General features: G+C 62.6%; 21 protein-coding genes and 1 tRNA gene. 14 read left to right on the plus strand and 8 right to left on the minus strand.

What is annotated here, in order from left to right:
* Positions 1-48 precede the first annotated feature (48 nt).
* Entirely contained in the window at positions 49-2,193 is a 2,145-nt protein-coding gene (locus IT350_19520) for a TonB-dependent receptor (protein MCC6160251.1), read from the minus strand.
* A gap of 227 nt (positions 2,194-2,420) precedes the next feature.
* Here IT350_19520 and IT350_19525 point away from each other — a divergent pair, with 227 nt between their 5' ends.
* Positions 2,421-2,762: a signal peptidase I gene (locus tag IT350_19525; protein MCC6160252.1), complete on the plus strand. Its 342-nt coding sequence runs from the start codon at positions 2,421-2,423 to the stop codon at positions 2,760-2,762.
* Between the two features lie 73 nt (positions 2,763-2,835).
* Here IT350_19525 and IT350_19530 read toward each other — a convergent pair whose 3' ends face one another.
* The gene (locus IT350_19530; GenBank protein ID MCC6160253.1) at positions 2,836-4,914 is read right to left on the minus strand and encodes a S9 family peptidase; all 2,079 of its coding nucleotides are present in this window, start codon (positions 4,912-4,914) and stop codon (positions 2,836-2,838) included.
* Positions 4,915-5,348: 434 nt separating this feature from the next.
* Here IT350_19530 and IT350_19535 point away from each other — a divergent pair, with 434 nt between their 5' ends.
* From IT350_19535 to IT350_19570, 8 genes are all read left to right on the plus strand, one after another.
* Positions 5,349-5,930: a hypothetical protein gene (locus tag IT350_19535; GenBank protein ID MCC6160254.1), complete on the plus strand. Its 582-nt coding sequence runs from the start codon at positions 5,349-5,351 to the stop codon at positions 5,928-5,930.
* Positions 5,931-6,148: 218 nt separating this feature from the next.
* Positions 6,149-6,928: an OmpA family protein gene (locus IT350_19540; GenBank protein ID MCC6160255.1), complete on the plus strand. Its 780-nt coding sequence runs from the start codon at positions 6,149-6,151 to the stop codon at positions 6,926-6,928.
* 85 nt (positions 6,929-7,013) lie between these two features.
* Positions 7,014-8,036: a tRNA (adenosine(37)-N6)-threonylcarbamoyltransferase complex transferase subunit TsaD gene (gene tsaD, locus IT350_19545; GenBank protein MCC6160256.1), complete on the plus strand. Its 1,023-nt coding sequence runs from the start codon at positions 7,014-7,016 to the stop codon at positions 8,034-8,036.
* Positions 8,023-8,490: a DUF2062 domain-containing protein gene (locus IT350_19550; protein ID MCC6160257.1), complete on the plus strand. Its 468-nt coding sequence runs from the start codon at positions 8,023-8,025 to the stop codon at positions 8,488-8,490. Before tsaD ends, IT350_19550 begins: the two co-directional genes overlap by 14 nt.
* A 1-nt stretch (position 8,491) precedes the next feature.
* Positions 8,492-9,373, plus strand: a complete 882-nt coding sequence (gene rsmA, locus IT350_19555; GenBank protein MCC6160258.1) for a ribosomal RNA small subunit methyltransferase A — start codon at positions 8,492-8,494, stop codon at positions 9,371-9,373.
* 207 nt (positions 9,374-9,580) lie between these two features.
* Positions 9,581-10,222, plus strand: coding sequence for a deoxynucleoside kinase (locus tag IT350_19560; protein ID MCC6160259.1), 642 nt, complete (start codon positions 9,581-9,583; stop codon positions 10,220-10,222).
* Positions 10,223-10,336: 114 nt separating this feature from the next.
* Positions 10,337-11,245: a pantoate--beta-alanine ligase gene (locus IT350_19565; protein MCC6160260.1), complete on the plus strand. Its 909-nt coding sequence runs from the start codon at positions 10,337-10,339 to the stop codon at positions 11,243-11,245.
* A complete protein-coding gene (locus tag IT350_19570; GenBank protein ID MCC6160261.1) occupies positions 11,242-11,616 on the plus strand; it encodes an aspartate 1-decarboxylase in 375 nt (124 codons plus the stop codon). The genes IT350_19565 and IT350_19570 overlap by 4 nt, the downstream gene beginning before the upstream one ends.
* On the opposite strand, the gene obgE is transcribed toward IT350_19570, so the two are convergent.
* From obgE to IT350_19590, 4 genes are read right to left on the minus strand one after another with little or no spacing between them, the layout of a single operon-like run.
* Positions 11,603-12,643 (minus strand): GTPase ObgE, encoded by a 1,041-nt coding sequence (gene obgE, locus IT350_19575; GenBank protein MCC6160262.1) that lies wholly within the window; start codon positions 12,641-12,643, stop codon positions 11,603-11,605. The genes IT350_19570 and obgE overlap by 14 nt on opposite strands.
* A gap of 38 nt (positions 12,644-12,681) precedes the next feature.
* Positions 12,682-14,589, minus strand: coding sequence for a sulfatase (locus tag IT350_19580; GenBank protein ID MCC6160263.1), 1,908 nt, complete (start codon positions 14,587-14,589; stop codon positions 12,682-12,684).
* Positions 14,586-16,427 carry a sulfatase-like hydrolase/transferase gene (locus IT350_19585; protein MCC6160264.1) on the minus strand — a complete coding sequence of 614 codons (1,842 nt, stop codon included), beginning with the start codon at positions 16,425-16,427 and terminating at the stop codon, positions 14,586-14,588. Before IT350_19585 ends, IT350_19580 begins: the two co-directional genes overlap by 4 nt.
* Entirely contained in the window at positions 16,424-18,034 is a 1,611-nt protein-coding gene (locus tag IT350_19590; GenBank protein ID MCC6160265.1) for a hypothetical protein, read from the minus strand. The genes IT350_19585 and IT350_19590 overlap by 4 nt, the downstream gene beginning before the upstream one ends.
* 69 nt (positions 18,035-18,103) lie before the next feature.
* Here IT350_19590 and IT350_19595 point away from each other — a divergent pair, with 69 nt between their 5' ends.
* Positions 18,104-18,256: a hypothetical protein gene (locus tag IT350_19595; protein ID MCC6160266.1), complete on the plus strand. Its 153-nt coding sequence runs from the start codon at positions 18,104-18,106 to the stop codon at positions 18,254-18,256.
* Between the two features lie 38 nt (positions 18,257-18,294).
* On the opposite strand, the gene serC is transcribed toward IT350_19595, so the two are convergent.
* Positions 18,295-19,380, minus strand: a complete 1,086-nt coding sequence (gene serC / locus IT350_19600) for a 3-phosphoserine/phosphohydroxythreonine transaminase (GenBank protein ID MCC6160267.1) — start codon at positions 19,378-19,380, stop codon at positions 18,295-18,297.
* 192 nt (positions 19,381-19,572) lie between these two features.
* Positions 19,573-20,859: a TlpA family protein disulfide reductase gene (locus IT350_19605; GenBank protein ID MCC6160268.1), complete on the minus strand. Its 1,287-nt coding sequence runs from the start codon at positions 20,857-20,859 to the stop codon at positions 19,573-19,575.
* Between the two features lie 177 nt (positions 20,860-21,036).
* Here IT350_19605 and IT350_19610 point away from each other — a divergent pair, with 177 nt between their 5' ends.
* From IT350_19610 to IT350_19625, 4 genes are all read left to right on the plus strand, one after another.
* Positions 21,037-22,365, plus strand: a complete 1,329-nt coding sequence (locus tag IT350_19610) for an NYN domain-containing protein (GenBank protein ID MCC6160269.1) — start codon at positions 21,037-21,039, stop codon at positions 22,363-22,365.
* Positions 22,366-22,609: 244 nt separating this feature from the next.
* Positions 22,610-24,676 carry a response regulator gene (locus IT350_19615; GenBank protein ID MCC6160270.1) on the plus strand — a complete coding sequence of 689 codons (2,067 nt, stop codon included), beginning with the start codon at positions 22,610-22,612 and terminating at the stop codon, positions 24,674-24,676.
* 100 nt (positions 24,677-24,776) lie between these two features.
* Positions 24,777-25,478: a ribulose-phosphate 3-epimerase gene (locus IT350_19620; GenBank protein ID MCC6160271.1), complete on the plus strand. Its 702-nt coding sequence runs from the start codon at positions 24,777-24,779 to the stop codon at positions 25,476-25,478.
* Positions 25,479-25,534: 56 nt separating this feature from the next.
* Positions 25,535-25,608 (plus strand) — tRNA-Pro (locus IT350_19625).
* Positions 25,609-26,064 lie beyond the last annotated feature (456 nt).

Genomic DNA, 26,064 nt, shown 5'->3' on the forward strand with positions numbered 1-26,064 from the left:
CGGGGACGGCCGCGGCCGTCCCCGATTCGTTTGCGCTCTCCGTTTCGATCAGAACTTGATCGCCACCTGCGTCTTGAAGTTGCGACCCGCTTCGAGCGGCCCCGAACCGTGGAACTTGTACTTGCGGTCGAACGCGTTCTCGACCGACGTCACGGTCTCGATCCAGTCGTTGACCGTGAGTCCGAGGCGGAAATGCCAGACCAGAAAGGCCGGCGTGCCGTCCTCGCCGATGCGCACGTCGTCCTTGTCGGCCTGCGAGAGGCGGTCCTGCTTCGACGCGGCCTCCATCGCCGTCTCGAACCACAGCGGGTCCGCGCCGAGCTTGAGCCAACCCGTGCCCAGCAGCGGCGGAATGCGGCGTAGCGGCTCCTCGTCGGTCTCGTTCTGACCGAATGTGTAGTGCGCCGTGCCGCCCAGCGCGATCAGGTCCTCGAGCACCACCAGTCGGCTCGATGCCTCCCATCCGTAGATGAACGCCTCGCCCACGTTCTCATTGTGGTTCACCACATCGCCGTTGATCTCGGTCGCGCCGTTGTAGTCCGTCGGCTTGCGCACGATCAGGTCGGTGATCTGCGAGTAGTAGCCGAACAGTGAAAAGAACGCGCGCTTGGCCGCGAGTCGATATCCGGCCTCGTACTGGATCATCTTCTCGGGTTCGATGTCGGAGTTGGGGATGTCATAGCGCCCGTCTTCGCTGCCCAGCTTCGACAGATCATCGATGCCCGGCGCGCGAAAACCCCGCGACGCGCCGAGGATGAAGTTGTGCGTATCCGCCGCCGTGAACATCGTGTGCGCGGCCCAGGTCACGTCGGTGATCGGTTCGTCCACCGTCACGTCGCCGAGCACCGGGTCCTCGAGATCGAAATCCGGTTGCATATAGCTGTAACGCACCCCCGGCACGAGCCGCCACCACGTCACGGGCGTGAATCGCGCCTCGAGGTACGCGGCTGACGTGGTGTACGTCGCGCCGTCAGGCAGTTGCGGGTCCTGCTCGGTCGTATCCCCGGTGACGAGGTCTTCAATCTCGCGCTCGCTGGAGACGTCGTCGCGATAGTATTCGCTTCCGAAGATGAATCGCGCCCATTTTCCCGTGGGCATTTCGATCTGCACGCCCGCGCCGACGGTATCGACGTGGTCGAGGTCCTTCGTCTCGAATGCGGGGTCCGCCGCATCGATTTTGCGGCGACCCTCAGTCTGCCGCTGGAACGAGCCCCAGAATTCGACGTGGTCCAGGTAGTCCGACAGATCGTTAAAGATGAGCTTGCTGTATCCGAGTCGTCGCTCCTGCGGGTCGTACTCGTTCTTGGGATTGCCGGGATCGTAGTTCGGAACTTGATTCATGTTCAGAAGCTGACCCGAGAACAGCCAGTCCACCTTGGGACCGATGTGAAAATCGAGGTTCGCCGCCACGTCGTCCTCGACATAACCGAATGGCGCTTGCAGGTGTTCGTCCTCGCCGCCGGGATCGATGTCGCCGAACGAGCGGGAGTTCGCCGACGCTGCGATTCCCATCACCTTGCCCGCGTTCATCGATGTGGACGCGTGCGAGAGCCGCTCGCTGTCGGCGGTCGAGAATCGGCCCATGATCCGGCCGTCGAGCCCGAATTTTTTCTCAAACTGGTCGCGTCGCACGGTGATGACGTTGATCGCGCCGCCCAGAGCATCGGACCCGTAAAGCACGGAACTCGGTCCGCGCACGACCTCGATCCGGTCCACGAACAGAGGATCGATCGTGTTGAGGTACTGGTTCGGGCCGCTGCGATACGTGGAATTGTTGAGCCGGATTCCGTCGACCAGGTAGAGCACCTGATTACCCATCAGGCCGCGGATGAACGGAGCGCCGCCGCCGAGGTTCGTGCGCTGCACCATCACGCCTTCCTCGAAACGCAGCGCCTCGGGGACCGTGCGGCTCATGCGATCGTAGATTTCCTCGCCGGTCACGACCGAGACGGCGCGCGGCGCGAGCGCGAACTCCTCGCCGCTGCGCGATGGCGTCACGAGCACCTCGGCGAGTTCGGTCGCGGGTGAATAGTCCATCGCCGGCGCGCCGTCGGGATCGGGCATTGCCGGCGGCGGCGACGCGGGCGAGAGCGTGGTCGCCGGGGGATCGGCCTCATCCTCCGCGAATGCGCCGAACGGAACGACAGTCAGGAACACCGCGAGGGCCCAACCAAGAAGTCGAATCCTATTCACGAAACACTCCGGGTAGCGGGTTGGTTTTGCACGGGCGAACTCGATCCTATCGAAGCCCAAACGGCTACGCAAGCGAGCCCCCCATGCCTTTGCGCGAGCGCGCGATGGCGGTCACTTTTTTCGCCGATGCCATCACGAACGGTTGACCGTCCCCGTCCGCGCGCTACGATAAGCCGTTCCGAAATGGGCTGTTTGTTCGTCTCACCCGTGACCCGTGGGAGGTTTGCATGGAAATCGTTGCCCTTTTGATCCAGCTCGCGATCCTGGCCTTTTTCGTCGTCGTCGGTTGGAAGATCTTCGTCAAGGCCGGCGAGCCCGGCTGGGCGGCGATCGTGCCGATCTACAACATCATCGTGTTCCTCAAGATCATCGGCAAGCCGGTGTGGTGGATCGTCCTGTTCCTCATCCCGATCGTCAATTTCGTCATCGCCATCATCGCGTCGATCGAGCTCGCCAAGTGCTTCGGCAAGAGCACGGGCTTCGGCGTCGGACTCGCGTTCCTCGGCTTCATCTTCGCGCCGATTCTGGCGTTCGGCGACGCGACCTATCAGGGCCCCGCGTCGGCATAACCGCTATTCATCCAAACGATCGCGAGGCGCCGGCATTCCCGGCGCCTCGTTTCGTTTTCGCCGGCGTAAACCGTCAGGGATTCGGATTCGCGGGCAACCCCGGCACCAGCTCCGATCCGTGGCGGATCTCGATGCTCGAACCCCCGAAATCGTCGCCCACCGGTTCGTAACGACCACCCAGGCACTGGCCCAGAAACGCGTCGGTCACCGCATAAAACGACATGCGGTTCTTCGGCTTGGCGAAGCCGTGCCCCTCGTCCGGATATAGCACGTACGTCACGCCGATGCCGTTTTTCGTCATCGAGTCGACAATCTGATCCGATTCGGCCTGCTTGACGCGCGGATCGTTCGCCCCCTGCGCGATCAGGAGCGGCTTGCGGATCTTATCCGCATGCGTGAGCGGTGAACGCGCGGTCAGCAGCGCGCGGCCCTCGGGCGTACGAGGATCGCCCACGCGGGTCGTGAACATATCCATCATCGGTTTCCAGTACGGCGGAATCGTCTCGATCAGCGTGATGAGGTTCGAGGGACCGACGATGTCCACGCCGCACGCGAAGACGTCGGGCGTGAAAGCCAGACCGACGAGCGTGGCGTAACCGCCGTAGCTGCCGCCCATGATCGCGATCCGGTCGGGCATGGCGATTTTGCCCTCGATCGCCCACCGGACCGAATCGATCACGTCGTCGTGCATTTTGCCCGCCCACTCGCCGTCGCCCGCGTTCAGAAACGCCTTGCCGAAGCCGGTCGAGCCTCGGAAGTTCACGTCGAGCACGGCGTAACCGCGATTCGCGAGCCACTGGTGCCACGGGTTGTAGCCCCACTCCTCGCGCGCCCAAGGTCCGCCGTGCACCGAAACGACCATAGGCACGGGCCGGTCGGGTCGGCCATCGCCGTCGGAGTCGGTCTCGCGCGGGAGTGACAGGTAGTTCACGAGTGTCAGGCCGTCGCGCGTCGTCACCTGCACGGGGTGCATGTGGACGAGCGGCAGGGACTCGAGGGCCTTGCGGTTGGCGAAGAGAAACCGAATCTCGCCCGAGTCGCGATCGAAGAGGTAGTAACGCACGGGCCCGTCGTCCGCGAGATCGACGACGATCCACCGCCGGTCGTCGAGCGTACCGTCGATCACTTCAATGTCGCCCGCAAGCTTGGCGCGCAGCCGCTGCATGTCCGGCCGGATGGACTCGTCGAGGATCGTCCACTCGGTGCGCTCGTACGTGGACGCCGCCGCCTGGATCGTCTTTTCCGTGGGATGCGCCATCACGCCGCTCACGTCGGCGCGCGCGTTTTCGTAGATCGTCTTCGCAGCGCCCGTCGCCAGATCCACGCTCGTGAGCGCGGCCGTGTTGCGCCCGCGGCTGTCGATCAGATAGATCGACGTGGCCGATTTGTCGAATCCGGAGATGCTGGTTGTCATCGAGTCTTCGCGTCCCACCGTCATGTACGGTTCAAACGCGCCGTCCTTCGCAATCAGGTAGTCCGTCCCGCCGTCCTCTCGCATCTTCACCGCGAAACGCACCCGGTAATCGTCATCCACCAAAAATCCCGCATAGCCGTCATTTCGCTGAATCAACTCGCGTGCGCCGATCGCGAGGTCGATCCGGTAGAGATCGTGAAACTCGGGATCGCGATCGTTGAGACCGACGACGATCGAGTCGGGATGCTTCGGACTCACCGCTTCGATTTGTGCCTGAACCTTGTCGAACGGTGTCAGATCGCGCGTTTCGTTCGTCGTCAGATCGACCGCGTAAACGCGCCAGTTCTCGTCGCCGCCCTGATCCTGCAGATACAGGATGCGGTCGCCGAGGTACGGCCAGAAGTACATGCGAATGCCGCGATCGCGATCCCGCGTCACCGGCTTGGCCGATAACGGCGCATCGGCGGGTCCCACCCAGACGTTGAGCACGCCGTCGACCGCGGCGAGGTAGCTGATCCGCGTGCCGTCGGGGCTGAGTTTGACGCCCGCAATGTCGGGATTTCCGAAAAAGGTCTCGCGCGCGATGAGCTGCGGAGCCAACGGCGCGATCTCGCTTTGCGACACCGGATTTTTTCCCGCCGAGCAGGCCGTTCCGAGCGCAAGAGCGAAAATCGCCAGGACAACGCAAGTCCAGGTCAACGAGCAAAATCGGGTTGGATGCACGGCCGATCCTTTCATGTTGAAGGTCGCGGGCCTCGGCCGCATGCCTACCACAACCGTCGCGGCCTGAGAACGCGAGTTTCCGCGGGTGATGCGGGACCGAACACAGGCAGGAGAACTTGTTCCGGTGGGATCGGTCGAGGGAAGGAGGGCCATTTGGGCTTCTGCCGCGACCGAACAAGCCTCAAATTCCTCAATACTTATGTATTTTCATATATTTTTATATTTTATGATTATTTTATTTTTCCGCAGTATCTCAATATCCCATGCATCTAGTGGATATTCATGTGTTTTTCTTCTTGATAAAGAAGTTCGTTCCGTCGTAGGATCATCCTGACGGCAAAAGGGTTATCGGCCCGATTGCCGGGGGACTTTAGGGTTTTCTTGAGGCGAGTTTCACGGGATCCAAAGGTTGCGGCGCAAAGCCGCAGCGAACGAGGGGAGGATCGAACATGCATCGTCTCGAAACTTGGTGGAAAGCCGGCTCCGCCCAGAAGAAGTTTGCGCTCGCGATCGCGCTGTTTTTCGCGTGCGAACTGCTCTTCATGGCCTTCGCCGACTTCCCCACCGCCGGTGAAGCGGTGGTCGACGCATCCAGCGAAGCTGTGATTCAGACTTCGGGCGTCGGCTGGACGGGCATTCTGCCCGCGTGGTTCATCAACCTGTTCGGCACGGAAGCCATCAACACCGCCGGGGTTGGCTGGACGGGCATTCTGCCTGCCTGGTTCATCAACCTGTTCGGCGCCGAGCCCATCACCACGGCCGGCGTCGGCTGGACGGGCATTCTGCCTGCCTGGTTCATCAACCTGTTCGGCATGGAGCCGATCACCACGGCCGGCGTCGGCTGGACGGGCATCCTGCCCGCGTGGTTCATCAATCTGTTCGGCGTCGAGCCCATCACCACGTCCGGCGTCGGCTGGACGGGCATCCTGCCCGCTTGGTTCATCAACCTGTTCGGCCCCGAACCCATCACCACGTCCGGTGTGGGGTGGACCGGGATCATCCCGATCTGGATCATCAACCTGTTCGGCTGATCCGACCGGCATCTGCGATCTCGACGGGGAATCCGCAACCGCGGGTTCCCCGTTTTCGTTTCCGCCCCGGGCACCCGGTTCCGGCCCGGCAAGGTGGTCGTACAAAAATTCCGCACGCCGCCCGCTGTAAGGCTTGCCCTTTTTCTCAGCTATTCTATGATAAGTGCCGTTCGCTCATGGATTTTTCCGAAAACCGACGACTCCGATCGGAGGATCCCATGCAGGCCCGAAGCCGTGTAGTCTGGACCGCCTGTTTCGCCTTGGTGCTAACCATGGCCATGGCGGGGTGCGCCGACAAGGAATATCCCGCGGAACTCACCGCGGCAAAGGCCGCCGTGGCCGACGCCAAAGCCGAAGGCGCTGCCGATTCGTGCCCGGACGAGTACGGTTCCGCCGAAGCCGCGCTGAAAAAGGCCGAGGCGCTGTACGACGAGGGTGAGGACGACGAGATGAAGGCCACCGCGCTGGAGTCGTCGAAACTCGCGCAGATCGCCGAGGACTGCGCCAGCGGCAAAAAGGCGACCGCGCCGAGTACGCTGCTCGAAGGCGAACTTCCCGAGGAACTCGCGAAGTATCAGGAATCGATCCTCTTCGATTTCAATTCCAACACGATTCGCCCATCCGAGGCCGCCAAGCTCAAGGGCATCGCGAACTTCATCAAGCAGCAGCAGGAAAATACGAAGTTTTGGGTGATCCTGACCTGCCACGCCGATCGCCCCGGCAGCCCGCAGGAGAACTTCTTCCTGAGCAAGCGGCGCGGCATTGTCGTGCGCAATTTCCTGATGGATCAGGGCGTCGATAAAGACCGCGTTCTCGTCCAGCCGATGGGCGAATACCTCGCCGCGTCGAAACAGGGCAAGGACAACATGAATCAGGACTTCCGAAAGGTCGTCTTCACGCTGTATCCGTACAAGGCGCTTCCCGGCCAGGTCGAGGGCAGCCCCTTCATCCCGGGTGCGTACAACTACTATTCCGGAGCCTTCAAGACCTCGAAGTAACCGAGCGGCGACGCCCTCGCCGACTTGTCCCCGTGAACCGGTCCACATAGAGTGTGGGCCGGTTTTCGTTTGGGCCGACCGCAAAATGCTCGTGTTGGGAATCGAATCCAGTTGCGACGACACCAGCGCCGCCGTCGTGGAAGACGGCACGCGCGTGCGCTCGTGCGTCGTCGCGCGTCAGGACGAATTCCACGCGAAATACGGCGGCGTGGTGCCGGAGATCGCCTCGCGAAAACACCTCGAAGTGATCGCGGCCGTGGTTCGTGAAGCTCACGCGCGGGCCGGAATCGAGAAGAGCGAAATCGGGGGCGTTGCGGTCAGCCAGGGTCCCGGCCTCGTGGGATCGCTCATCGTGGGCCTCAACTTCGCCAAAGCCTACGCCTACGCGGCGAACTTGCCGTTCATCGGAATCAACCACGTCGAGGGGCACCTGTGGGCTTCGCGACTCGGCGACCGTCCGGCCGAGCCGCCGTTCGTCGGTCTCGTCGTCAGCGGCGGGCACACGAATCTGTACTTGGTCGATGCCGACCGGTCCATGCGTCTCGTCGGACGCACCGTGGACGATGCGGCGGGCGAGTGCTTCGATAAGGTCGCGAAGATGCTCGGTCTCGGTTTTCCGGGCGGTGCGATGATCGATCGCCTCGCCGCGGGCGGCGATCCGGAGGGTGTGGACCTGCCGCGCCCGCTGATTCGGTCGGGAGACTTTCGATTCAGCTTTTCCGGGCTCAAGACGGCCGTGCGCACGCACCTCGAACGTCGCGACATGCCCCCCGAGGGACGGGATCTCGGGGATCTTTGCGCGTCGCTCAACGCGGCCGTGGTCGACGTGCTGCTGGAGAAGCTGCAAGTGGCGGCACGGGAATTCGGCGTCGGCCGCGTGGTCATCGCGGGCGGCGTCGCGGCGAACCGCATGCTGCGCGAGTCCGCGGCGCGACGATTCGAGGGCGCTGGAATCGAGCTGTCCGTTCCCGACTTTCTGTTTTGCACGGACAACGCGGCGATGATCGCCGCGGCCGGCGACTCGCTGCTCACCGCCGGAGTTCGCTCGCCGTGGACGGCGAACGCATACGCATCGATCAAGAAGGTTTCGCGCGATGCCGCTTCGTAAAGCGTGGGCGCGATTTCGAGAAACATTCCTCTCCCTGCGCGGATCGCCCAATTACATCGCGTTCAGTTTCGCCGTGGGCATGGTCATCGCGTTCTGCCCGTTTTTCGGCCTCCATACGGTGCTGAGCGCCATCGTGGCGATCGCGTTCCGCCTGAATTTTCCGGCCACCTATCTGGCCGCGTGGCTCTCGAACCCGCTCACGATCGCGTTTTTTCTCGCCGCCGAGTACGAAACCGGGCGCGTCTTTCTGGGCTGGGAGCGCGTTCGTCTCCCCCATTCCGAGATCACCATCGATGCGCTCAAGTCCACGGGCTGGTCGCTGATCGCGCCCCTGCTGATCGGATGGGCGATTCTCGGCATGCTCTCCGGTGTCGCGTCGTTTCCGTTGGTACGCGGCGCCATTATCAAGGCCCGGTCGCGGAAATCCGAGCCGAACCCGGAAACGGGTCCATGAGATGACGTCGCACCTCGATCTCCTCCGCGCGCGCGATATCCGTCTCAAGGCGTCGCTCGGCCAGAATCTGCTGATGGATGCCAACTTGTGCGAGAAGATCGTCCGCGAGGCCCGGCTCGCGCCCGGCGACGCCGTGCTCGAAATCGGCCCCGGAACCGGCGCGTTGACCGAGAAGCTGCTCGAGGCGCGCGCGCGCGTGCTCGCGGTCGAGACCGACGGCCGCTTGATCCCCCTGCTCGCCGAGCGATTCGGAAGCGACGAAAACTTCCGACTCGTTCACCAGGACTTTCTCCGATTTCCTCGAGAAACTTTGGACGAATGGCGTGGGGGGCGGGCGGTCGCGGTTGTCGCCAACCTGCCCTACTACAACTCTTCGCAAATCATCTTTCGCCTGCTCGAATGGCGTGACGCGCTTCTCGCGGCCATTCTTACCCTGCAACTCGAACTCGCCGAGCGCGTCGCGGCCCCGCCGGGCGGCAAGGACTACGGAATCTTGTCCGTTCGCGTACAGGCGGTCACGGCGGCTCATCGACTGTTCAACCTTCCGGCCCACGTCTTTTTTCCGAAGCCGAATGTGGAAAGCGCTGTCCTGCGACTCGATTTTTCGCGCCGGAGCCTTCCGGTCGACCTGGATGAAAAGCAATTCGCGAAATGCGTGAAGACGGCATTTGGCGCGCGCCGAAAAACGCTCGCCAATGCCCTTTCCCAGGCATACGAACGTGGCGAGGTGCTGGCGGCTCTCGCGGCGTGCGGGATCGACCCGATCCGCCGGGCGGAAACGCTTGCCCTCGCCGAGTTTTTTAGCCTCTCCCGCGCGCTGGGGACATCGCGCGATGGCGGGCAAAACACGGCAAATTCCGGCGCCGGCGGCGACGAGTCTTGACGACCGAGGGCACTCATGGTTATTGGGAACCGTCACACGCAACCCCACGGATAAAAACGTGAATTTTCCCCGATTCCTCGAGATCTCCCGGAATCCGGTTGTGTTCGCGCGCAGGTCGCGTTATTCTTGGCCTGTTTCGGTGACAGGGGCGGTCCCCCTGGTCAAGGTCTTTGCGGTCGAACACGTCGCGGGGAGCGCGCGGGACCGATGACGCAACCGCGCTACATCGTGGTCGAGGGACCGATCGGGGTTGGCAAGTCCAGCCTGGTTCGCATGCTCGGCGAGCGTCTCGATGCGCGCATGATTTTTGAGCAGGTCGAGGAGAATCCATTTCTTGAGGGATTTTACCGCGATCCGCGCAAATACGCGTTTCAGGCGCAGCTCTTCTTCCTGCTCTCCCGATACGGCCAGCAGCGCGAACTCGTTCAGCAGGAACTTTTCGCGCAGCACACCGTGAGCGACTACCTGTTCGCCAAGGATCGGATCTTTGCGTATCTGAATCTGACCGAGCACGAACTGGCGCTGTATGAGCGCATCTACCGCCTGCTTGAGATCGAGGTGGCGAAGCCGGATCTGGTGGTCTTTCTGGTGGCGGACCCCAAGGTCCTCCTCAAACGGATCCGGATTCGCAACCATCCCTACGAGCAGCGGTTGGGCTTGGAGTATTTGGAGCAGCTCACCAACGCGTACAGCAAGTTTTTCTTTGCGTACGACGAGAGCCCGCTCCTGGTGGTCAATACCTCGAGGATGGACTTCGTCAACAACCCGAGGGATTTCGACGCGCTGATGAGCGAGATCGAAAACCACACGAAAGGAACGAAGCATTTTATTCCGCTTGGATCCCGCTGAACGCCGGACCGAGACGGGACGATCGACGCGACGGACCTTGGAGTCCGCCCCGAAGAGTCCATCTCGCCCTCCGGCAGCCGGTCGGAGGGTTTTTCGTTGGCCGAGACGTCGCAAATCCGGGTGATCCGCTCCGCGCGCGAAATGCAACGCGCGGCGGACGAGATTCGCGTGTCCGGTCGACGAATCGCATTCGTGCCCACCATGGGCTACCTGCACGAGGGCCACGCGACCCTGCTGCGTCGCGGGCGCGAACTCGGCGATGTTCTCGTGCTGTCGATCTTCGTGAATCCCACGCAATTCGGAGCGGGTGAAGACCTCGACCGCTACCCGCGCGACTTCGAGCGCGATCACGCGCTCGCCTTGCGGGAACTCACGGACATCATCTTCTATCCCGATACCAAGGACATGTATCCCAGCGGTTACCAGACCGAGGTCCGCGTGCGAAAGGTCAGCGAGCCCCTGTGCGGACTGTCGCGGCCGGTGCACTTCGCGGGCGTTGCCACGGTCTGCGCAAAGCTCTTCAACATCGTCAAACCGCATGTCGCGATCTTCGGCGAGAAAGACTTCCAGCAATCTCTCGTCGTGGACCGCCTCGTTCGCGACCTGAATCTGGATGTCGAGATCGTTCCGCACGCCACGGTGCGCGAGCCGGACGGACTCGCCATGAGCAGCCGCAACGTCTATCTGACGCCCGAGGAGCGCGAGCAGGCTGGCGCGCTGAACACCGCGTTGCAGCGCGTGAAACGGCTGGTCGATTCGGGCGAGCGCCGCGCGGCGGCGGTCATGGCGACGATCGACGAGGAACTCGCCAAGGCCCCGCTGGGGCGGCTCGATTATGCCGAGGCGCGAAGTCTGCCCGACCTTGACGAGGTCGGTGAGAATATCAAGGGACCGACACTGCTGGCGCTGGCCGTATTCTTTTCGAGGGCGCGCCTGATCGACAACGTCGTGCTCCTTCGCGAGCAATGGAACAGCGCGCCAAGCGCACAGAACGGCCGACCGGCCACGGGAGCGAATTCATGAATCGCACCATGCTCAAGAGCAAGATCCACCGCGCCACGATCACGATGGCCGATCTGAATTACGAGGGATCGATCGCGATCGACACCGATCTGCTGACGGCGGCGGATATCCTGGCGTTCGAAAAGGTCGCGGTGTGGAACATCACCAACGGCAACCGATTCGAGACGTACGCCATTGAGGAGCGCGCCGGTTCGGGAATGATCTGCGTGAACGGCGCGGCGGCCCGCCTCGTCTCGCCCGGCGACAAGATCATCATCGCGTCGTGGGTGGAATTGGGTGATGCGGAAGCGAAAGCCCACGAACCCAAGCTCGTCTTCGTCGACGACCACAACGTGCCGCTCGCTCCGAAAAAGTCGCTCAAGAGCGTTTAGGCGATCTTCTCCGCGCGGGCGGGCGATCCGGCTCGGAGAGCACCCGCTCCACCTCGTCGAGCAGCTCGGCCAAGCCCGTGCCGTCCTTTGCGCTGATGGCAAACACCTTCCGTTTTCGTCGCCGAAACGCCGCCACGGTTTTCTTCAGGCGCTCGGCCGCCTCCGGCAGATCGCATTTGTTCGCCGCGACGATCTGCGGCTTGTCGAGCAACGTCTCCTTGTACGATCGCAGCTCTTCGTTCAGCACATCGAAGTCCGATACCGGCTCGCGGCCCGAGTGCCGGTCCATGTCGAGCACGTGGATCAGCACCCGGGTGCGTTCGATGTGTCGAAGGAATTTCAAACCCAGCCCGATACCCTGATGCGCGCCTTCGATGAGCCCAGGGATGTCGGCGACGATGAATCGCCGCGTCGGGTCGCGATCGACCGCACCGAGATGCGGAACGAGCGTCGTGAACGGATACGGCGCGATCTTCGGGCGCGCGGCCGAAATCGCCGTGATGAGCGTGCTCTTGCCGACCGAGGGAAACCCCAGCAGGCCGACGTCCGCGATGGCCTTGAGTTCGAGCAGGAGCCATCGCTCCTCGCCCTCTTCTCCGTCCTGCGCCATGCGCGGCGCACGATTGGTGGACGACGTGAAAAAGGCGTTGCCCTTCCCGCCGCGCCCGCCCTTCGCCGCAACGAAGCGAGCGCCAAACTCCTCGAGGTCCGCAAGGATTTCCGATTTGTCGTCGTTGAAAATCACCGTGCCCGGAGGCACGTGAATAACGCACTCCTCGCCGTCGCGACCGTGGCAGTCGGCGCCGCCGCCGTTGCCGCCGCGTTTCGCGCGATGGTGCTTCTTGTGTCGCAAATCGTAGAGATTCATCGATTGCAGGTCGGCGACGATGACGACATCGCCGCCCTTCCCGCCATTGCCGCCGTCGGGACCGCCGCGCGGTACGAACTTCTCGCGACGAAACGATATGCAGCCGTGGCCGCCATCGCCCGACTTCACGAAAATTTTTACCTCGTCGACAAAATCCATGTTCGGTCCAGTTCGCGATTTTTCCGCAAAGAGTGCATTTAGAACGGCAGCGGCGTGCAGCGATATTCGATCGCGCCGGTTCCGGGCACGTCCGAGGACGCATCGGGCGACTTCGTTTCGTTCGAAACGCCCTTCCGGATCGCGCCGCCCTCGTCGATGTAGCCGAGCGATTTGAGTTTTTCGACCATCTCCGGGCTCATCTCGAGCTGATCTCCGACCTCGAAGCGCGTCAGCACATGCGCGTTCACCAGCACCTCGTCACACCAGATCGTGAATCCGCCGCCGGGGGTGAACGATCGAGAGCCCGCGAGTTCGGCCGGCACGACGAAGGGGATCGCGCTTGGTTTCGTGCCCGCGCCGATCGCGACTTTCGCGGTGTCGCGTTGGTCATCGACCAGCAGATCGAAACGCAGTTCCGAATTCTCCGGTTCCTGAATGAAGGTCACGCCGTTGTTCCCGTCCTTGCCCAGGGCGAGAAATTGCAGACGCTTTTCCTCTTTCTTCAAGCCGAATTCGAGCGTCACGAGTTGGCGCTTCGCGTCGGTGTCGAGGATGATGTTGTCCTTGTTCGCCGCGATGAAGGACCCCGCCGTTCGCAGCGTGCCCAGATATTTGTGAGGATCGGAGGTGCCCGAGAAAAACACCGAGAACTGCCGTCGCTTCACGTAGAGTCCCGTGTCGAAGATTGCCTTGACGAGGCTCTTCGCGCGTTCCGGCTGCGTCTTCACCAAGTCGTTTTTCTCGTGCGGGTCCGCCGTCAAATCGAAGAGCCGCTCGCCCACTTCGCGGTCGTTGAGGCGAAATGTCGGCGAGTAGATGTATTTCCACCCGTCCTTCACGACGCTCACGCGGTCGGGCCCGAGCCGCGTCGTTTCGGAAATCAGCACGCGGTCCGCGAGTGCGACCTTTGCCGCCGGATCGCGCATGATCGGCGCAAGCGACTTTCCCGCAATGCCCGCCGGCGGCGGCGCGCCCGCGAGATCCACGATAGTCGGCATCACGTCGATCAGGCTGACCGGCGTATCGACCACCGTTCCCGCGGGCAGATGGTCGGGCCAGGCGACCAGCAGCGGAACCCGGAGTTGTTCATCGTAGAGTGTGAATCCGTGCTCCATCATCTGGTGGTCGAGGAACTCCTCGCCATGATCCGCCATGAGCACGACGATGGTGTTTTTCAGCTCGACGCGTTCGATGGCCTGAAACAGACGCCCCAGTGTCTGATCGACGGATTCGATTTCGGCCTGATAGAGCGCCTTCAGGCCGTCCACGGTTTTCGGATCTCCGCGACCGTGCACGGCATCCATGACCCCGGCGGTGTCGCCGCGCAGTTGCGGCAGCCCTTCGGCGACGTGCTTGACGCGCAGCGACGGCGGTGGCGTGTACGGCGTATGCGGATCGAAGAGGTGTAAAAACAGGAAGACCGGCTTGCGTCCCGTGTTTTCGCGCAGCCAGCGCGTCGCGAGATCCACCATCTGGTCCGCGGGCGCTTCCTCGCGACGCGTGAATTCGTCGAACCCGCGTTTGAAACCGTAGTCTTCGCCGACGTAGTAGTGCGTGACGAATCCCGCCGTGCGGTAGCCGGCGTCGTGAAGGATCTCGGTGAGCATCGGCGCGTCGCCGCGAATCTTCATGCGGTCATCGATGGCCCGGTGATCCGTGGGAAAGACGCCCGTGAACGCGGAGGCGTGACTGGGCAGCGTCCACGGCGCGGTCGTTCTCGCCTGCGCGAAACGCACGCCCCGTTTCGCGAGTTCGTCCAGCACCGGCGTGAAGCGCCCCTCGTTGCCGTACTCTCCGAGTTGGTCGGCCCGCAGGGTGTCGATCGAAATGAGCACGATATTCGGTCGGTCGGATTTCGCTCCGCACGCGGCGAACACCGCCCCGAGCGCCAGCACGACGAGCGCCGCCGCCCGCGTCCGCACGGCGGATCGAACTGGGGTTTTCATGGCGTGGTCTCGCCTTTCGCATAATTCAGGAACAGGTCTCTGAGCGTGCGATCCCGCTTTTCAACCAGTACAGCCAGGCGATTGATCAACTCGATCCCGGGACGAATCTGATCCGTGATTTCGATTCCGCCCGAGTCCGCGGAGCTGGTCCATATCCATTCGCTCGAAATCGCGTAACCGGCATGTACCGCGTCGGCGAGCGTCGCGTCGGCGAGCGTCGCGAGGTCCACGGGGATGCGGGCCGGGTCTCCAATCGAGGTTTCCACGACGCCCGTGTCGGCGTGCCCGTCAAGGAGCGGCGTCACCTCGACACGCGCGTCCGCGGGCTCGACCACGAACTGAAATCCATTGCCGCCGTCCTCGCCCGTCGCCGCGAAATACAGGGACTGCGGACCGCGAACGAGCAGGAAATCGTCGCTGACGAGCTGCGTCTTGCCGAGTTGAAACCGTGAACTCAGTTTGAACGACGACACGAAGCGGCCGCTCGTGGTCACGCGACCGCTGTAGAGCGTCGGCCGTTCGGTCCCGCCGAACGTCACGCGCCAGGTCCTCCGGCGCGAGAACGACGGCTCCGAACGCAGGTGCTGATCGAAAGGCGCGAGCGAATCCGGATTGTCTTTTGCGAGATTCGAACGCTCACCAGGATCCTTCTCGAGGTCGTACAGCTCCGGTCCGAGATCGCGGCCATGAACCGAAAAACGCCCCGAGAAGACGGCCTTGTGCCCGTCCACGACCACCGCGATCCGGTCGGGCCCCGTGTGCGACGTTTCGATGATGATCGGACGCGCTCGAAACTCGTTCGCCGCCGCCTCGATGTCTTTCGGCTCGCCATGCCACAACGGTCGGAGCGATTGCCCGTGACCGTCCGGCCCTTCGCCGATTCCGGCCAGATCCGCGAGTGTCGCAAACAGATCGACGAGGCCGACGGGGGCATCGATTTTTCTTCCCGCCGGCGCCGCGCCCGGCGCGACGACGATGAGCGGCACGCGCACGAGTTCGTCGCTCAGGGACAGCCTGTTGTTCATCAAGCCCCGGTCCATGAACTCTTCGCCGTTCGTCGAGAAGATCACGAGAATGGTGTCGTATTCGAGACGGCGCTTCTGAAGGTGCTGGATGATGCGCAGGATCGCGCGGTCCACGTGATCGAGTTCCGCCCGGTAGAGCTCGCGCGCGCGGGAGAGTCCGGCCTGGGCCGCGGGCTCCGGCCAGTGATTCACGACCTGCATCGCGTCGCGCGGGCCGAACTGACGAATCGGCAGATCCGCCTTGCGAAACTTCGATTCGTCCTCGTCCTCGGACTCGTACGGCATTTGCGGGCCGGCGAGATCGATCGTCAGAAAAAACGACCGATCACGATTTTCGTCGATCCAGGTCTCGGCGGCCTGGGCCGCGGCCGACGCGGGGGCGTTGAACCGCTCGATGTAAGAGCCGTATCCGCGAGCAAAACCGACCTGCTTCGCCAGCAGGGGATTCGTCACGATCGCGCCCGTCTGGAATCCGCCTTGCGCGAACCGCTCGGCAAGCGTTTCGATTGAGCGATCGAGCTGGTTGCCGACCTCCACGATCCCGTTCGCCGACGGGCTGCGCCCCGTCAACACGCTCGCCCAACTGGGCAGCGCCCAGGAGGACGACGCCCGCGCCTGTGTGAATGTCACGCCCTTCGTCGCCAGCAGATCGAGATAGGAAACGGGGCTCTTGGTCGCGCCGAACGTCTTGAGTTCGTCCGCGCGCAGGCTCTCGATGCCGATCAGGACCACGTTCGGTCCCGGTCGCGACGCACGGCAGCCCGCGATCCCGAAGATCACGACGAGTGCGGCGAAAATGCGCGCGGCTCTCATTCGAACGTCGCTCCCAGCGTCTCCATCTGCTCGCGCAGACGGTCGGGCGTCACGAAAGTCAGCTCGCCCTGGGCGTTCTTATAAATGGCGTAGACGTGGTTTTTCGAGGCGAGGCCGGCGAGAATATCGCGTGGTTTGACGTCGACGACACCGTACCACAGATCGCCGAATCGCGAAGGGTTCTTCGTGAAGGTGGCCGGGAACGTCAGATCCCCGCCCCGCGTTTTGTAGAGCGCGTCACCGCTGAAGACCTGCGTCTGGCCGCTGCAGTTCACCAGAAACGCCTTGTCCAGGTATTCGGGGTGCCAAACCTTGAGCGAAGAGTCGAGCGCGACGTCGAGGCCGCGCTGACAGGCGTAGATGACCGCCGGTTCGTCGGACGTCCACTCCTTTTTCAGGAACTCGTCGATGCGCGTCAGGTTTTTTTCGGCGCGCCGCGTGGACTCCATCGTGTGATGCGCGACCAGAAACGTGTTGACCGACCCCACGAGCACCATCAGGACGATGAATGCCCGGGCGAAACCCCGGCGGATCGGCCCGGTGCGCGGGTTGTAGACTGCCGCCGCCATCATGGCAAAGCCGATGCCCGGCAGAAAAAAGAAACGCGGCGTGTGGTAGGTCATGACGGACTCGATGCGGATCACCATCGCCAGCGGCGCGGCGGTGAGGATCGCGAACGCGAGTCCGAACCACATGAGCGGATTCGCGCGCCGGAAGTGGCGCTTCTGGAGCAGGAGCACCATGACGACGGCAAGGCCGAGGGTCACGAGCGGCCACTCGAAGTACCAGACGTAGCTGCCGAACGCGGACAGCAGGCCCATCAGGTAGCCGAACGTCAGATCCACGCGCGGCTCGCCCACGTAGCCGCCCATCGTGCCGAGGATCGCGTATCGCACGATCATGAAGGCGGCGGCGCCGACGAAGTACGGCGCGGAGAGAACGACGGCGCGCTTGACGATCGCGCTCGTGAGCGTCCCGCGGAAATGGAACATGAACGTGCCGGAGGCGATGAGCACCACGGGCAGCGTGATGTACATTTCCTTGCAGAAGTACGAGAACACACCCGCCGCCAGCGACCCCGTGAAGTCCCACGGCCGGTGAAAGCGCAGGTAACGCAAAAACAACACGCACGACGCGAGAAAAAAGACCGCTCCCAGCAAGTCGAAACGGTTCGACAGCCACAAGACGCCCTGTGCGGTGATCGGCGAAACCGCGTAGAGCAGCGTCGCCCATGTGCTAAAGCCCTTGTAGCCCGTCAGGTGCTGCAGGTACTGCATGAGCAACAGGCAGGTGGCGGCGAGCAGGCCCATGTTGAACGCATAGTAAACGGCGGGGTTCAAGTGGCCGGCCAGCCAGTTGAGCTTCCAGAACCAGAACACGCCGGGCCGGTAGAACGCGCCGAACATCAGGTCGGTCGTAAACGGTGTGACGGGGCTCGCGATCCGGCTGATCAGATGCAGGTGCAGGTAGTCGTCGAGAAAAAAGCGAAGGGCGTAAATGTCCTTATAAACGAGCGCCGTCCACGCGAAAATCGCCGCGACGAGGAGCGAATTGCGAAAAAAAATGCGACGCTCCGCGCGTCGGTGGTCCTGGTCCGTCAGATTCACGCCGCCCTCGATCGAAAACGCCGTGAATTAAGGGGATCGGGGCCGGAATTGTCAAGGGAGAACGGCGGCTTGGACCTCGTGCATCTCGTTCAAGGGTCGCCGTACGCAAGCCGCTCGCAGCCCCTGTTCGCGGGGTACGTCGCGCGCGATTTTGCGCCCGATGACGGCGATCGGATCACCGAAGCGACCGAACGCACACTCGGTCGCCACGCGATGTGCTGATAGGTGCATCCGTCGCGAGCCGTCGCGAGGGACAGACGTCACCCGTGTTTGCGGCGGAACTCACCCATGAAATCGACGAGTACCTTCACCGATGCGGGTTCCATCGCGTTGTAGATCGACGCGCGCATGCCGCCCACGCTGCGGTGGCCCTTGATCTCGACGATGCTTTCGCTCGCCGCCTCTTTTACGAAGAGCTTTTCCAGTTCCTCGGTCGGAAGACGGAAGGTCACGTTCATCGTCGAGCGGCTGCCCGGTTGCGCGTGACCGCGATAGAATCCTCCCGACTCGTCGATCGCGGCGTAGAGCATCCCGGCCTTTTCGCGATTGCGTTGTTCGATCGCGGCGACGCCGCCCATTTCCTTGATCCACCGCGCCGTGAGGCCGATCATGTAGATGCCGAATGTCGGCGGGGTGTTGTACATCGAATCGTTTTCGATGTGGATCTGGTAGCGCATCATCGTCGGCAGCGTTTCACGCACGGCGCCGAGCAGCGATTCCTTCACGATTACGAGCGTCGTGCCCGAGGGGCCGAGGTTCTTCTGCGCGCCCGCGTAGATGAGGCCGAACTTCGAAACGTCGATCGCCCCGCACAAAATGTCGGACGACATGTCGGCGATGAGCGGAATCCCCGCCGTGTCGGGGAGCGCGTGGTACTGCGTGCCGAAGATCGTGTTGTTGGTGGTGATGTGGACGTATTTCGCGGCCGGATCGAACGAAGACGGGCCGAGGTCGGGGATGCGGTCGTAGTTCGTCTCCTTCGACGTCGCCGCGACGCGCGCCTTGCCGACGATCTTCGCCTCCTTGATCGCCTTTTCGGACCACGTTCCCGTCACCACGTAATCGGCACTCTCCCCGGGGCCGAGCAGGTTCATCGGGATCATCGCGAACTGAAGGCTCGCCCCACCCTGCAGGAAGAGAATTCCGTATCCCTCGGGGATCCCGAGCAGTTCGCGAAGATCCGCCTTCGTTCGCTCATGCACCTGCTCGAACACCTTGCCCCGGTGCGACAGCTCCATCACGCTCATGCCCGAACCCGCGAAGTCGACGAGCTCGGCCTGCGCCCATTCGAGCACCTGCAGCGGAATCATGGAGGGGCCGGGAGAAAAGTTGTGCACGCGGGTCATGCCGAGTCTCCTGATGTGACGAATACGATGTGGGCCGTTTCGAAAGGCCGCGATCGTCGGGATTGAAAGCGCGCGCTTTTTGCCACAATTCCGCCGGGCTCGCAACGCCCGCGCACCGGCCGGTTGGGACGGCGGTTCCCAATGAAAACGCCGGCCCGAAGACCGGCGTCGGTATGCGCGGATGCGTCGAAATCAGAGCGTCAGCAGGTAGTCGATCACGTCCTCGATGTAGGGCTGATAAAAGCCGTTCATCTTGAAGCGCACCACGTGGTCGGCGTCGAGCACAAACGTCTGCGGGACGTAGTTGGCGATGTAGTAGTCGCCGCACACGGCGTAGTTCTGGTCGTTGAGTACCGTGCCGGTGAGTTGGAATTCGACCTCGCCGTTCTTACGCCGCGCGGGTTCGTACCAGTACTTGCCGAAGTGGTACAGAGTCCAACCTTCCAGATCGAAGTCGTCCACGCCGGCAACCGGGTCGCCGGTTTGCGTGTCGCCCATGAACGAAAAAACCACGGCGTCTCCCGCGTAGGTTTCCGCGATTTCGTCGAGTTCGGGCGCGGCCGCGTCGCACGGCGGGCACCATCCCGCGAAGCTGTCCACGACCACGACCTGGCCGAGGTAATCGGAGAGCGTGTAGTCCGCGAACGTGCCGGTGGAGCCATCGATCGCCGTCACCGTCGCCTTGAATCCGCGAAGCGTGAAGTCGGCGAACTGAGAACCCAGACCGTACGGCGTCGGGTCGGCGGTCGCTCCGTAGCTGAAACTGAGGTGGTTGCTTTCGTTCCCATTCGAGTCCTTGACCCAGACTTCGACGTCGTGATCGCCCACCTCGGCAAATTCCTCGTCCAGGTCCACGTAGATCTTCATTTGGTCCCACGTGCCCGAAATCGTCATCGTCGCCGGCAGATCCGACTCCACCGGCTCGCCGCCGTCGAGCGCGACGTACAATTTGCCTCCGCCCAGGTCCTCATCGAGATCCGTCCATCCGGCGGACCAGCGCGCCTTTTCCCAATCCGGGCAGAAGTCGCCGCCGTTCCACTGGTCCCACCCCGCCAGCTCGGGATCGGAAGGGCTGATCAGAAAGTTCGGTGATTTCAATTTCGGCGCGTCGCCTTCGGCGTCGTCATCCGCCGCGTCGTCGTCGTCCGAATCATCGTCGGCCGCGTCGTCGTCATCGTCGCCGGCAATGCCAAAACACTGGCCGAGCTGATCGCAGTTCCCCGCGCTGTCCACGCATGTCACCGTCGCATCATCCAGTCCCGACAGGACACTTTCGCAGTCGGACATGCTCCCAATGCCGAGGTCCGCTCCGAGTCCGCAACCCGCGATATTCGTGCAGGCGGTCTGGAAGTTCGAATCGCTACCGCCGTCATCGTCGTCATCGCCGCCGCTCGCGCAACCGAGCAGGGCGCCGCCCGTCAACATCACCAGCATCGCGACGGCAAAGGCTGTCCACGTCAACATCCACTTCGATTCCATGAAAAGTTCTCCTTGCACGACGGGCTCCCGTCGAATAGAGTGGTTTATTGACCGTTCGGTATCGTTTTTGTCAAGAAGGCGCGTGGAGGCGTTTGGAGCGTTTTTGACGGATTCGTCGCTCTATTCGCCCGAAAAATCAGGAATTTTTCATTTCCCTTTTCGCCGAGGAGTCATTTCATGACGATCGAATCCCCCGAACGTTCCCCGTCCGCCGAACGCATCGCCGTTTACTGGGACTTCGAGAACATCCACAACGGCGTCCAGTTGCGCAACGCGCCGCTGCCGTCGCGCGTGGGGTTTCGGGAGCCGGAGCGGCTCGCCAACGTCAAGGTCATCATGGACTACCTGAATTCGCTGGGGAACGTGGTCATCAACCGCGCGTACGCGAACTGGACCATGCTGCGTCAATACCGCTTCGTGCTCATGGAGCACTCCATCGATCTCGTTCAACTCTTTCCGCGCGGATCGCACGCCAAGAACGGCGCGGATATCCGACTCGCCATCGACGCGGTGGAGGACGTCTTCCACTACCCCTTCGTGACCATGCAGGTGGTCATCGGGGGCGACAGCGACTTTTCCAACCTCGCGCAAAAACTGAGGACTCGCGGGCGTTACGTCGTCGGCATCGGGGCCAAGAACTCTTCCAACATCTACTGGATCAAGGCGTGCAACGAGTTCAAGTACTACCACACCCTGATGGAGGGCGCGGGCGCGACGACCGACGAAGAGACGCCGACGGAGTCCGGGGAGACGCCGACGCCCGCCAATCGCGACGACGCCAAGGACCTGCTACTGCGCGCCGTGCGGCGTCTCGCGCGCAGTCGTGACGACGGCCGCGTGTCGATTTACACCGTCCGTCCCATGATGGTGCGACTCGACCCGTCCTTCGACGAGGGCAACTACGGGTACAAGACCTTCACGCAGTTCGTCGAGGAGTGCCACGACGTCGTGGAAATCCAGAAGGATGAAGACGGCGGACCCTTCGTCGCGCCGATCTCCGTCGAGTCCGCGGTCACGACCTCGGAGCAGGACACGTCGAATATGGATTTGGAGTCGATCTACCGAAACGCGCTGCGCCAGATCAACTACCGGCTCGACACGCCGCCCGAGCGCATCCGAGGTTTCGAGACGCTCCACGACCTCCTGCAATCCAAGGGACCGATCGAAGACGTCGAAGCGGTCAAGGAGATGCTGCTCGAGCGCTACGCCGACGCGGGCAATCCCATCAGCCCCGAACAAGCCCAGAATATCTGGGACATGGGTTTCAAGGCGAACCTCTACTACTTCCAGGAGTATCCGTATCGCTCCATCGTCCTCAACGAACGCGTCCCCAACCTGGCCGCCGTCATGCGCCGGGCGGACCTTTCGGTCATCAAGCGCCTTGTCAGCAAGAGCCCCGTCCAGCCCCTGAATCCCGACGCGGTCGCGAAACTCCTCTACGGACCCGAACACGAGAAGCTCGACTACGTGAAAGAACTGATCGGTGAAGCCGTCGCGATGGCCTGAACCGCGCGCTTTCGATGGCGAAACTCGCGGGCGTCGATTCGCTTGGGGCTCTTTCGGGGAATTTCCTTATGGGGTAAAACGCAACGCGATTCGAGGGTTGTGGAATTTCTCCGTTCGTCCGATATGATACAGGGATTCCCCTCTTCCGGGACGTTGGGTGCCGCCGACCATGCGAGATGATCTTTCCGCGGCCTCGCGAGACAACCAGAAGGAAACCGTAACCGCCCGTTCGGGGTCGGAGCCGGTGCCTTCGGATCAGTTCTCGCAGGTCTCGAGAACGGTCGAATTCATCGAAGAATTGGTCGTCATCGTCGGAGAGGACGCACGGATTCGCTACGTCAACGAGGCCTTCGTCCGCTCCACGGGCTTTGCAAAGTCCGAGGTCATCGGGGAGCCGGCCACGCTGCTTCGTCTCGAGGAAACGCCCGAGGAACTCGACGTGGCCCGCCGGCTGGCCGAGGACGGAGAATGGCAAGGCCGCTTTCAGGCGAGACGAAAGTCCGGCGAGGCTTTTCCGGTCAGTTGTCGTGTCATCGGTGCGGTGAACGATCACGGTGATCCCAGCGGGATCTTTATCATCGCGTCCGACGATTCGCGCTTGACCGCCGCGGAGTCCGCGGCGCACCGGGCGAACGAAGAACTGCAACAGCGGCTCGACGAGATCGCGCGTCTGCGCAAACTCGACGGCCAGCACCTGCAGGATCTCGAAACGGCGAACGAATTTCTCCAGCAGGCGAATCTCGAAGCCGAACTCGCGAACAAGGCCAAGTCCGAGTTCCTCGCGAACATGAGTCACGAAATCCGCACGCCGATGAACGGCATCATCGGCATGACCATTCTCGCGCTCGGCACCGAACTCACCGACGAGCAGCACGAGTATCTGACGATCATCAAGAGCTCCGCCGACAGCCTGCTCAAGATCATCAACGACATCCTCGACTTCTCGAAGGTCGAGGCCGGAAAACTGGAGCTCGAAACGATCGAGTTCGATCTGCTCGAGGTCGTCGAGGACGTCGTCGCGGGGATGGCGATTCTCGCTGCCGAACGTCGCCTTGAATTGATCGACACCGTTGCGCCGCGCTCGCCCCGATTTCTCGTCGGCGATCCCAATCGCATCCGGCAGATCCTCTCGAACCTGCTGTCGAACGCGATCAAGTTCACCCCGGAAGGCGAGATCGAGCTCTCGGTGGAATTCGTCCAGGACCTCGGCGATGAAGTCCTTCTGAAGTTTTCCGTTCGAGATACCGGCATCGGCATTCCCCCGGAGCGTCAGAAAGCAATTTTCGAATCCTTCACGCAGGCCGATGGTTCGATCACCCGAAGGTACGGCGGCACGGGGCTGGGTCTGACGATTTGCCGCCAGCTCACGCATCTGATGCACGGCGAAATCGCGTACACCAGCGAAGTCGCCAAGGGCAGCACGTTCACGGTGACCCTGCCGCTGCGCAGGACGGCGAGTGCGACCGCCGAGATCGCCGGCGTGATCCCGCAGATCCAGGGAACCCGCGTGCTCGTCGTCGATCGCAATGCGAGCAGCCGCCTCGCCGTCAGCCGCCTCCTCGACGCGGTCGGATGCGTTGCCCACGGGGCGCAGGCGACGATCGAGGCGATCTCCTTGCTCAAGAAGGCCGCTTCGACCGGCAAACCGTATCAGGTGATCCTTCTCGATCTGCGCCAGACCGAGCCCGCGCCTGAGGAATTCGTCGGCATGGTGCTCGGCGCCGACAATCTGCGCGAAACCCGGATCGTCGTTCACACGAGCAGTTGCCGCGACAACGACCGCGAAAACATGGCCGCGCTCGGGTGCGTCGAATTTCTGATGAAGCCCGCGAAACAGCAGCGATTGCTGGGCGCCATCGCCGAAGCGATTGGAGTTGCCGCGCCGTCGGGAACGCGGGAATCGGCGTGGACCGAACTCGCCGACGAATCGGCTGCGGACCGGCACGTCCTGCTCGCGGAAGACAACGCGGTGAATCAGAAGGTGGCGTCGAAGTTCCTCAAGAAATTCGGCTATCACGTCACCGTGGTTTCCGACGGACGCGAGGTGCTCGACACAATCTTCACGCACCCCTTCGACGCGGTGCTGATGGACGTCCACATGCCGGTTCTCGACGGACTCGAGGCGACCGCCGAGATCCGTCGTCAGGAAACGCAGCGGGGATCGGCGCGGATCCCGATCATCGCGCTGACCGCCACGGCGATGAAGGGCGATCGTGAGCGGTGCATCGACGCCGGGATGGACGACTACGTCGCGAAACCGATTCAGCCCGACGAACTGAAGGCCGTTCTCGCTCGTTGGGTGACGAAATAATCCGGGATTCCCCGTCGCGCGCCGTGCCCCTTGCTCCCTGCACGAAGTTGGATATGATGCCGCGCGCCGCGCGTCCGGATCGACGCGCCGTGAGGTTCGCATGTCCCGATACCTGATTGCGCCGTCCATTCTCTCCGCCGATTTCGCCCGTCTGGGCGAGGAAATCAGCGCGGTCGAGTCGGTCGGGGCGGACTGGATCCACGTCGATGTGATGGACGGGCACTTCGTCCCGAATATCACCATCGGACCGCCGGTGGTCGCCTCGGTGCGCAAGGTCACGCGGCTTCCGCTGGACGTTCATCTGATGATCGAAAACGTCGACCGATTTGTCCCGGCGTTCGCCGAGGCGGGCGCGGACTGGATCAGCGTCCACGTCGAGACGGGATACCACCTGCACCGGACGATCCAGCTCATCCGCTCGCTCGGCAAGAAAGCGGGCGTGGTCCTGAATCCCGCGACGCCGGTCTCCGTGATCGAGCCGGTGCTGCGTTTCATCGACTACGTTCTCGTCATGACCGTGAACCCGGGCTTCGGCGGGCAGAAATTCATCGAGGGATCCCTGGATCGCATTCGCGAGGTCCGCGACCGGATGGACCGCGCGGGGCGTTCCATATTAGTAGAGGCGGACGGCGGGATCGGACCCGACAACATCGGCGATGTCGCCGCGGCGGGGTGCGATGCGTTCGTCGCCGGTTCGGCGATCTTCCACACCCAGGACTACCGCGCAACGGTGGACCGGATGCGCGCCGAACTCGCCCGGATCGAGGCGAACGAGGCCGTTGCCCCGGCGCTATCGATCTAGTTCGCGCCGACTGACAGCTGGACGGAGATTCGCGCCCGGTGCGACTCTCCAATTTACGGGATGTGGCTCAGCCTGGTAGAGCACCTGCTTCGGGAGCAGGGGGTCGCTGGTTCAAATCCAGTCATCCCGACTCATTCCTCAAGGCTCGCAAGTGTTTGAACTTGCGAGCCTTTTCGTTGAATCTGGACGTCGGATATTCGGCCTCGGGTGAGCCGTTGAGCAAAGAATTGACCAAAAACGGCTCATTTTGACCCTCAGATAACTTCTCGACGGGCTTTGCGACGAGCGTTTCGACAGCTTCTGAACCATTCTCCGGGAGATAGTGGGCTTAGCTATTCTGTCCCCCTCTGAAGGCGAGACACCGGAAAGTGGGTAGAATCGAGCCGCCGCGTCCGGCGCGCCGGGCCGTCAGAGCCCAGGGTGCGTCCGGCAGGCGGCGTTCGCCCACGGGAGGTGTTCTTTGCCGAGACCGAGCAAGTTTACGGATGAGCAGAAGTACGAGATCGAGATGGAGCTGATTTCCGGGAGGTCGTCGCTCGGGGACGCGACGCCCATGGCGAGACTCTGCCCTGCGACAATTTTCCGA

The sequence above is a fragment of the Deltaproteobacteria bacterium genome, assembly GCA_020845895.1.
Taxonomy (GTDB): domain Bacteria; phylum Lernaellota; class Lernaellaia; order JACKCT01; family JACKCT01; genus JADLEX01.

Coding starts and splice junctions, on each gene's coding strand:
- IT350_19525 (MCC6160252.1), top strand. CDS start 2,421: ATGGAAATCGTTGCCCTTTTGATCCAGCTCGCGATCCTGGCCTTTTTC.
- IT350_19530 (MCC6160253.1), bottom strand. CDS start 4,914: ATGAAAGGATCGGCCGTGCATCCAACCCGATTTTGCTCGTTGACCTGG.
- IT350_19535 (MCC6160254.1), top strand. CDS start 5,349: ATGCATCGTCTCGAAACTTGGTGGAAAGCCGGCTCCGCCCAGAAGAAG.
- IT350_19540 (MCC6160255.1), top strand. CDS start 6,149: ATGCAGGCCCGAAGCCGTGTAGTCTGGACCGCCTGTTTCGCCTTGGTG.
- tsaD (MCC6160256.1), top strand. CDS start 7,014: ATGCTCGTGTTGGGAATCGAATCCAGTTGCGACGACACCAGCGCCGCC.
- IT350_19550 (MCC6160257.1), top strand. CDS start 8,023: ATGCCGCTTCGTAAAGCGTGGGCGCGATTTCGAGAAACATTCCTCTCC.
- rsmA (MCC6160258.1), top strand. CDS start 8,492: ATGACGTCGCACCTCGATCTCCTCCGCGCGCGCGATATCCGTCTCAAG.
- IT350_19560 (MCC6160259.1), top strand. CDS start 9,581: ATGACGCAACCGCGCTACATCGTGGTCGAGGGACCGATCGGGGTTGGC.
- IT350_19570 (MCC6160261.1), top strand. CDS start 11,242: ATGAATCGCACCATGCTCAAGAGCAAGATCCACCGCGCCACGATCACG.
- obgE (MCC6160262.1), bottom strand. CDS start 12,643: ATGGATTTTGTCGACGAGGTAAAAATTTTCGTGAAGTCGGGCGATGGC.
- IT350_19580 (MCC6160263.1), bottom strand. CDS start 14,589: ATGAAAACCCCAGTTCGATCCGCCGTGCGGACGCGGGCGGCGGCGCTC.
- IT350_19585 (MCC6160264.1), bottom strand. CDS start 16,427: ATGAGAGCCGCGCGCATTTTCGCCGCACTCGTCGTGATCTTCGGGATC.
- serC (MCC6160267.1), bottom strand. CDS start 19,380: ATGACCCGCGTGCACAACTTTTCTCCCGGCCCCTCCATGATTCCGCTG.
- IT350_19605 (MCC6160268.1), bottom strand. CDS start 20,859: ATGGAATCGAAGTGGATGTTGACGTGGACAGCCTTTGCCGTCGCGATG.
- IT350_19610 (MCC6160269.1), top strand. CDS start 21,037: ATGACGATCGAATCCCCCGAACGTTCCCCGTCCGCCGAACGCATCGCC.
- IT350_19620 (MCC6160271.1), top strand. CDS start 24,777: ATGTCCCGATACCTGATTGCGCCGTCCATTCTCTCCGCCGATTTCGCC.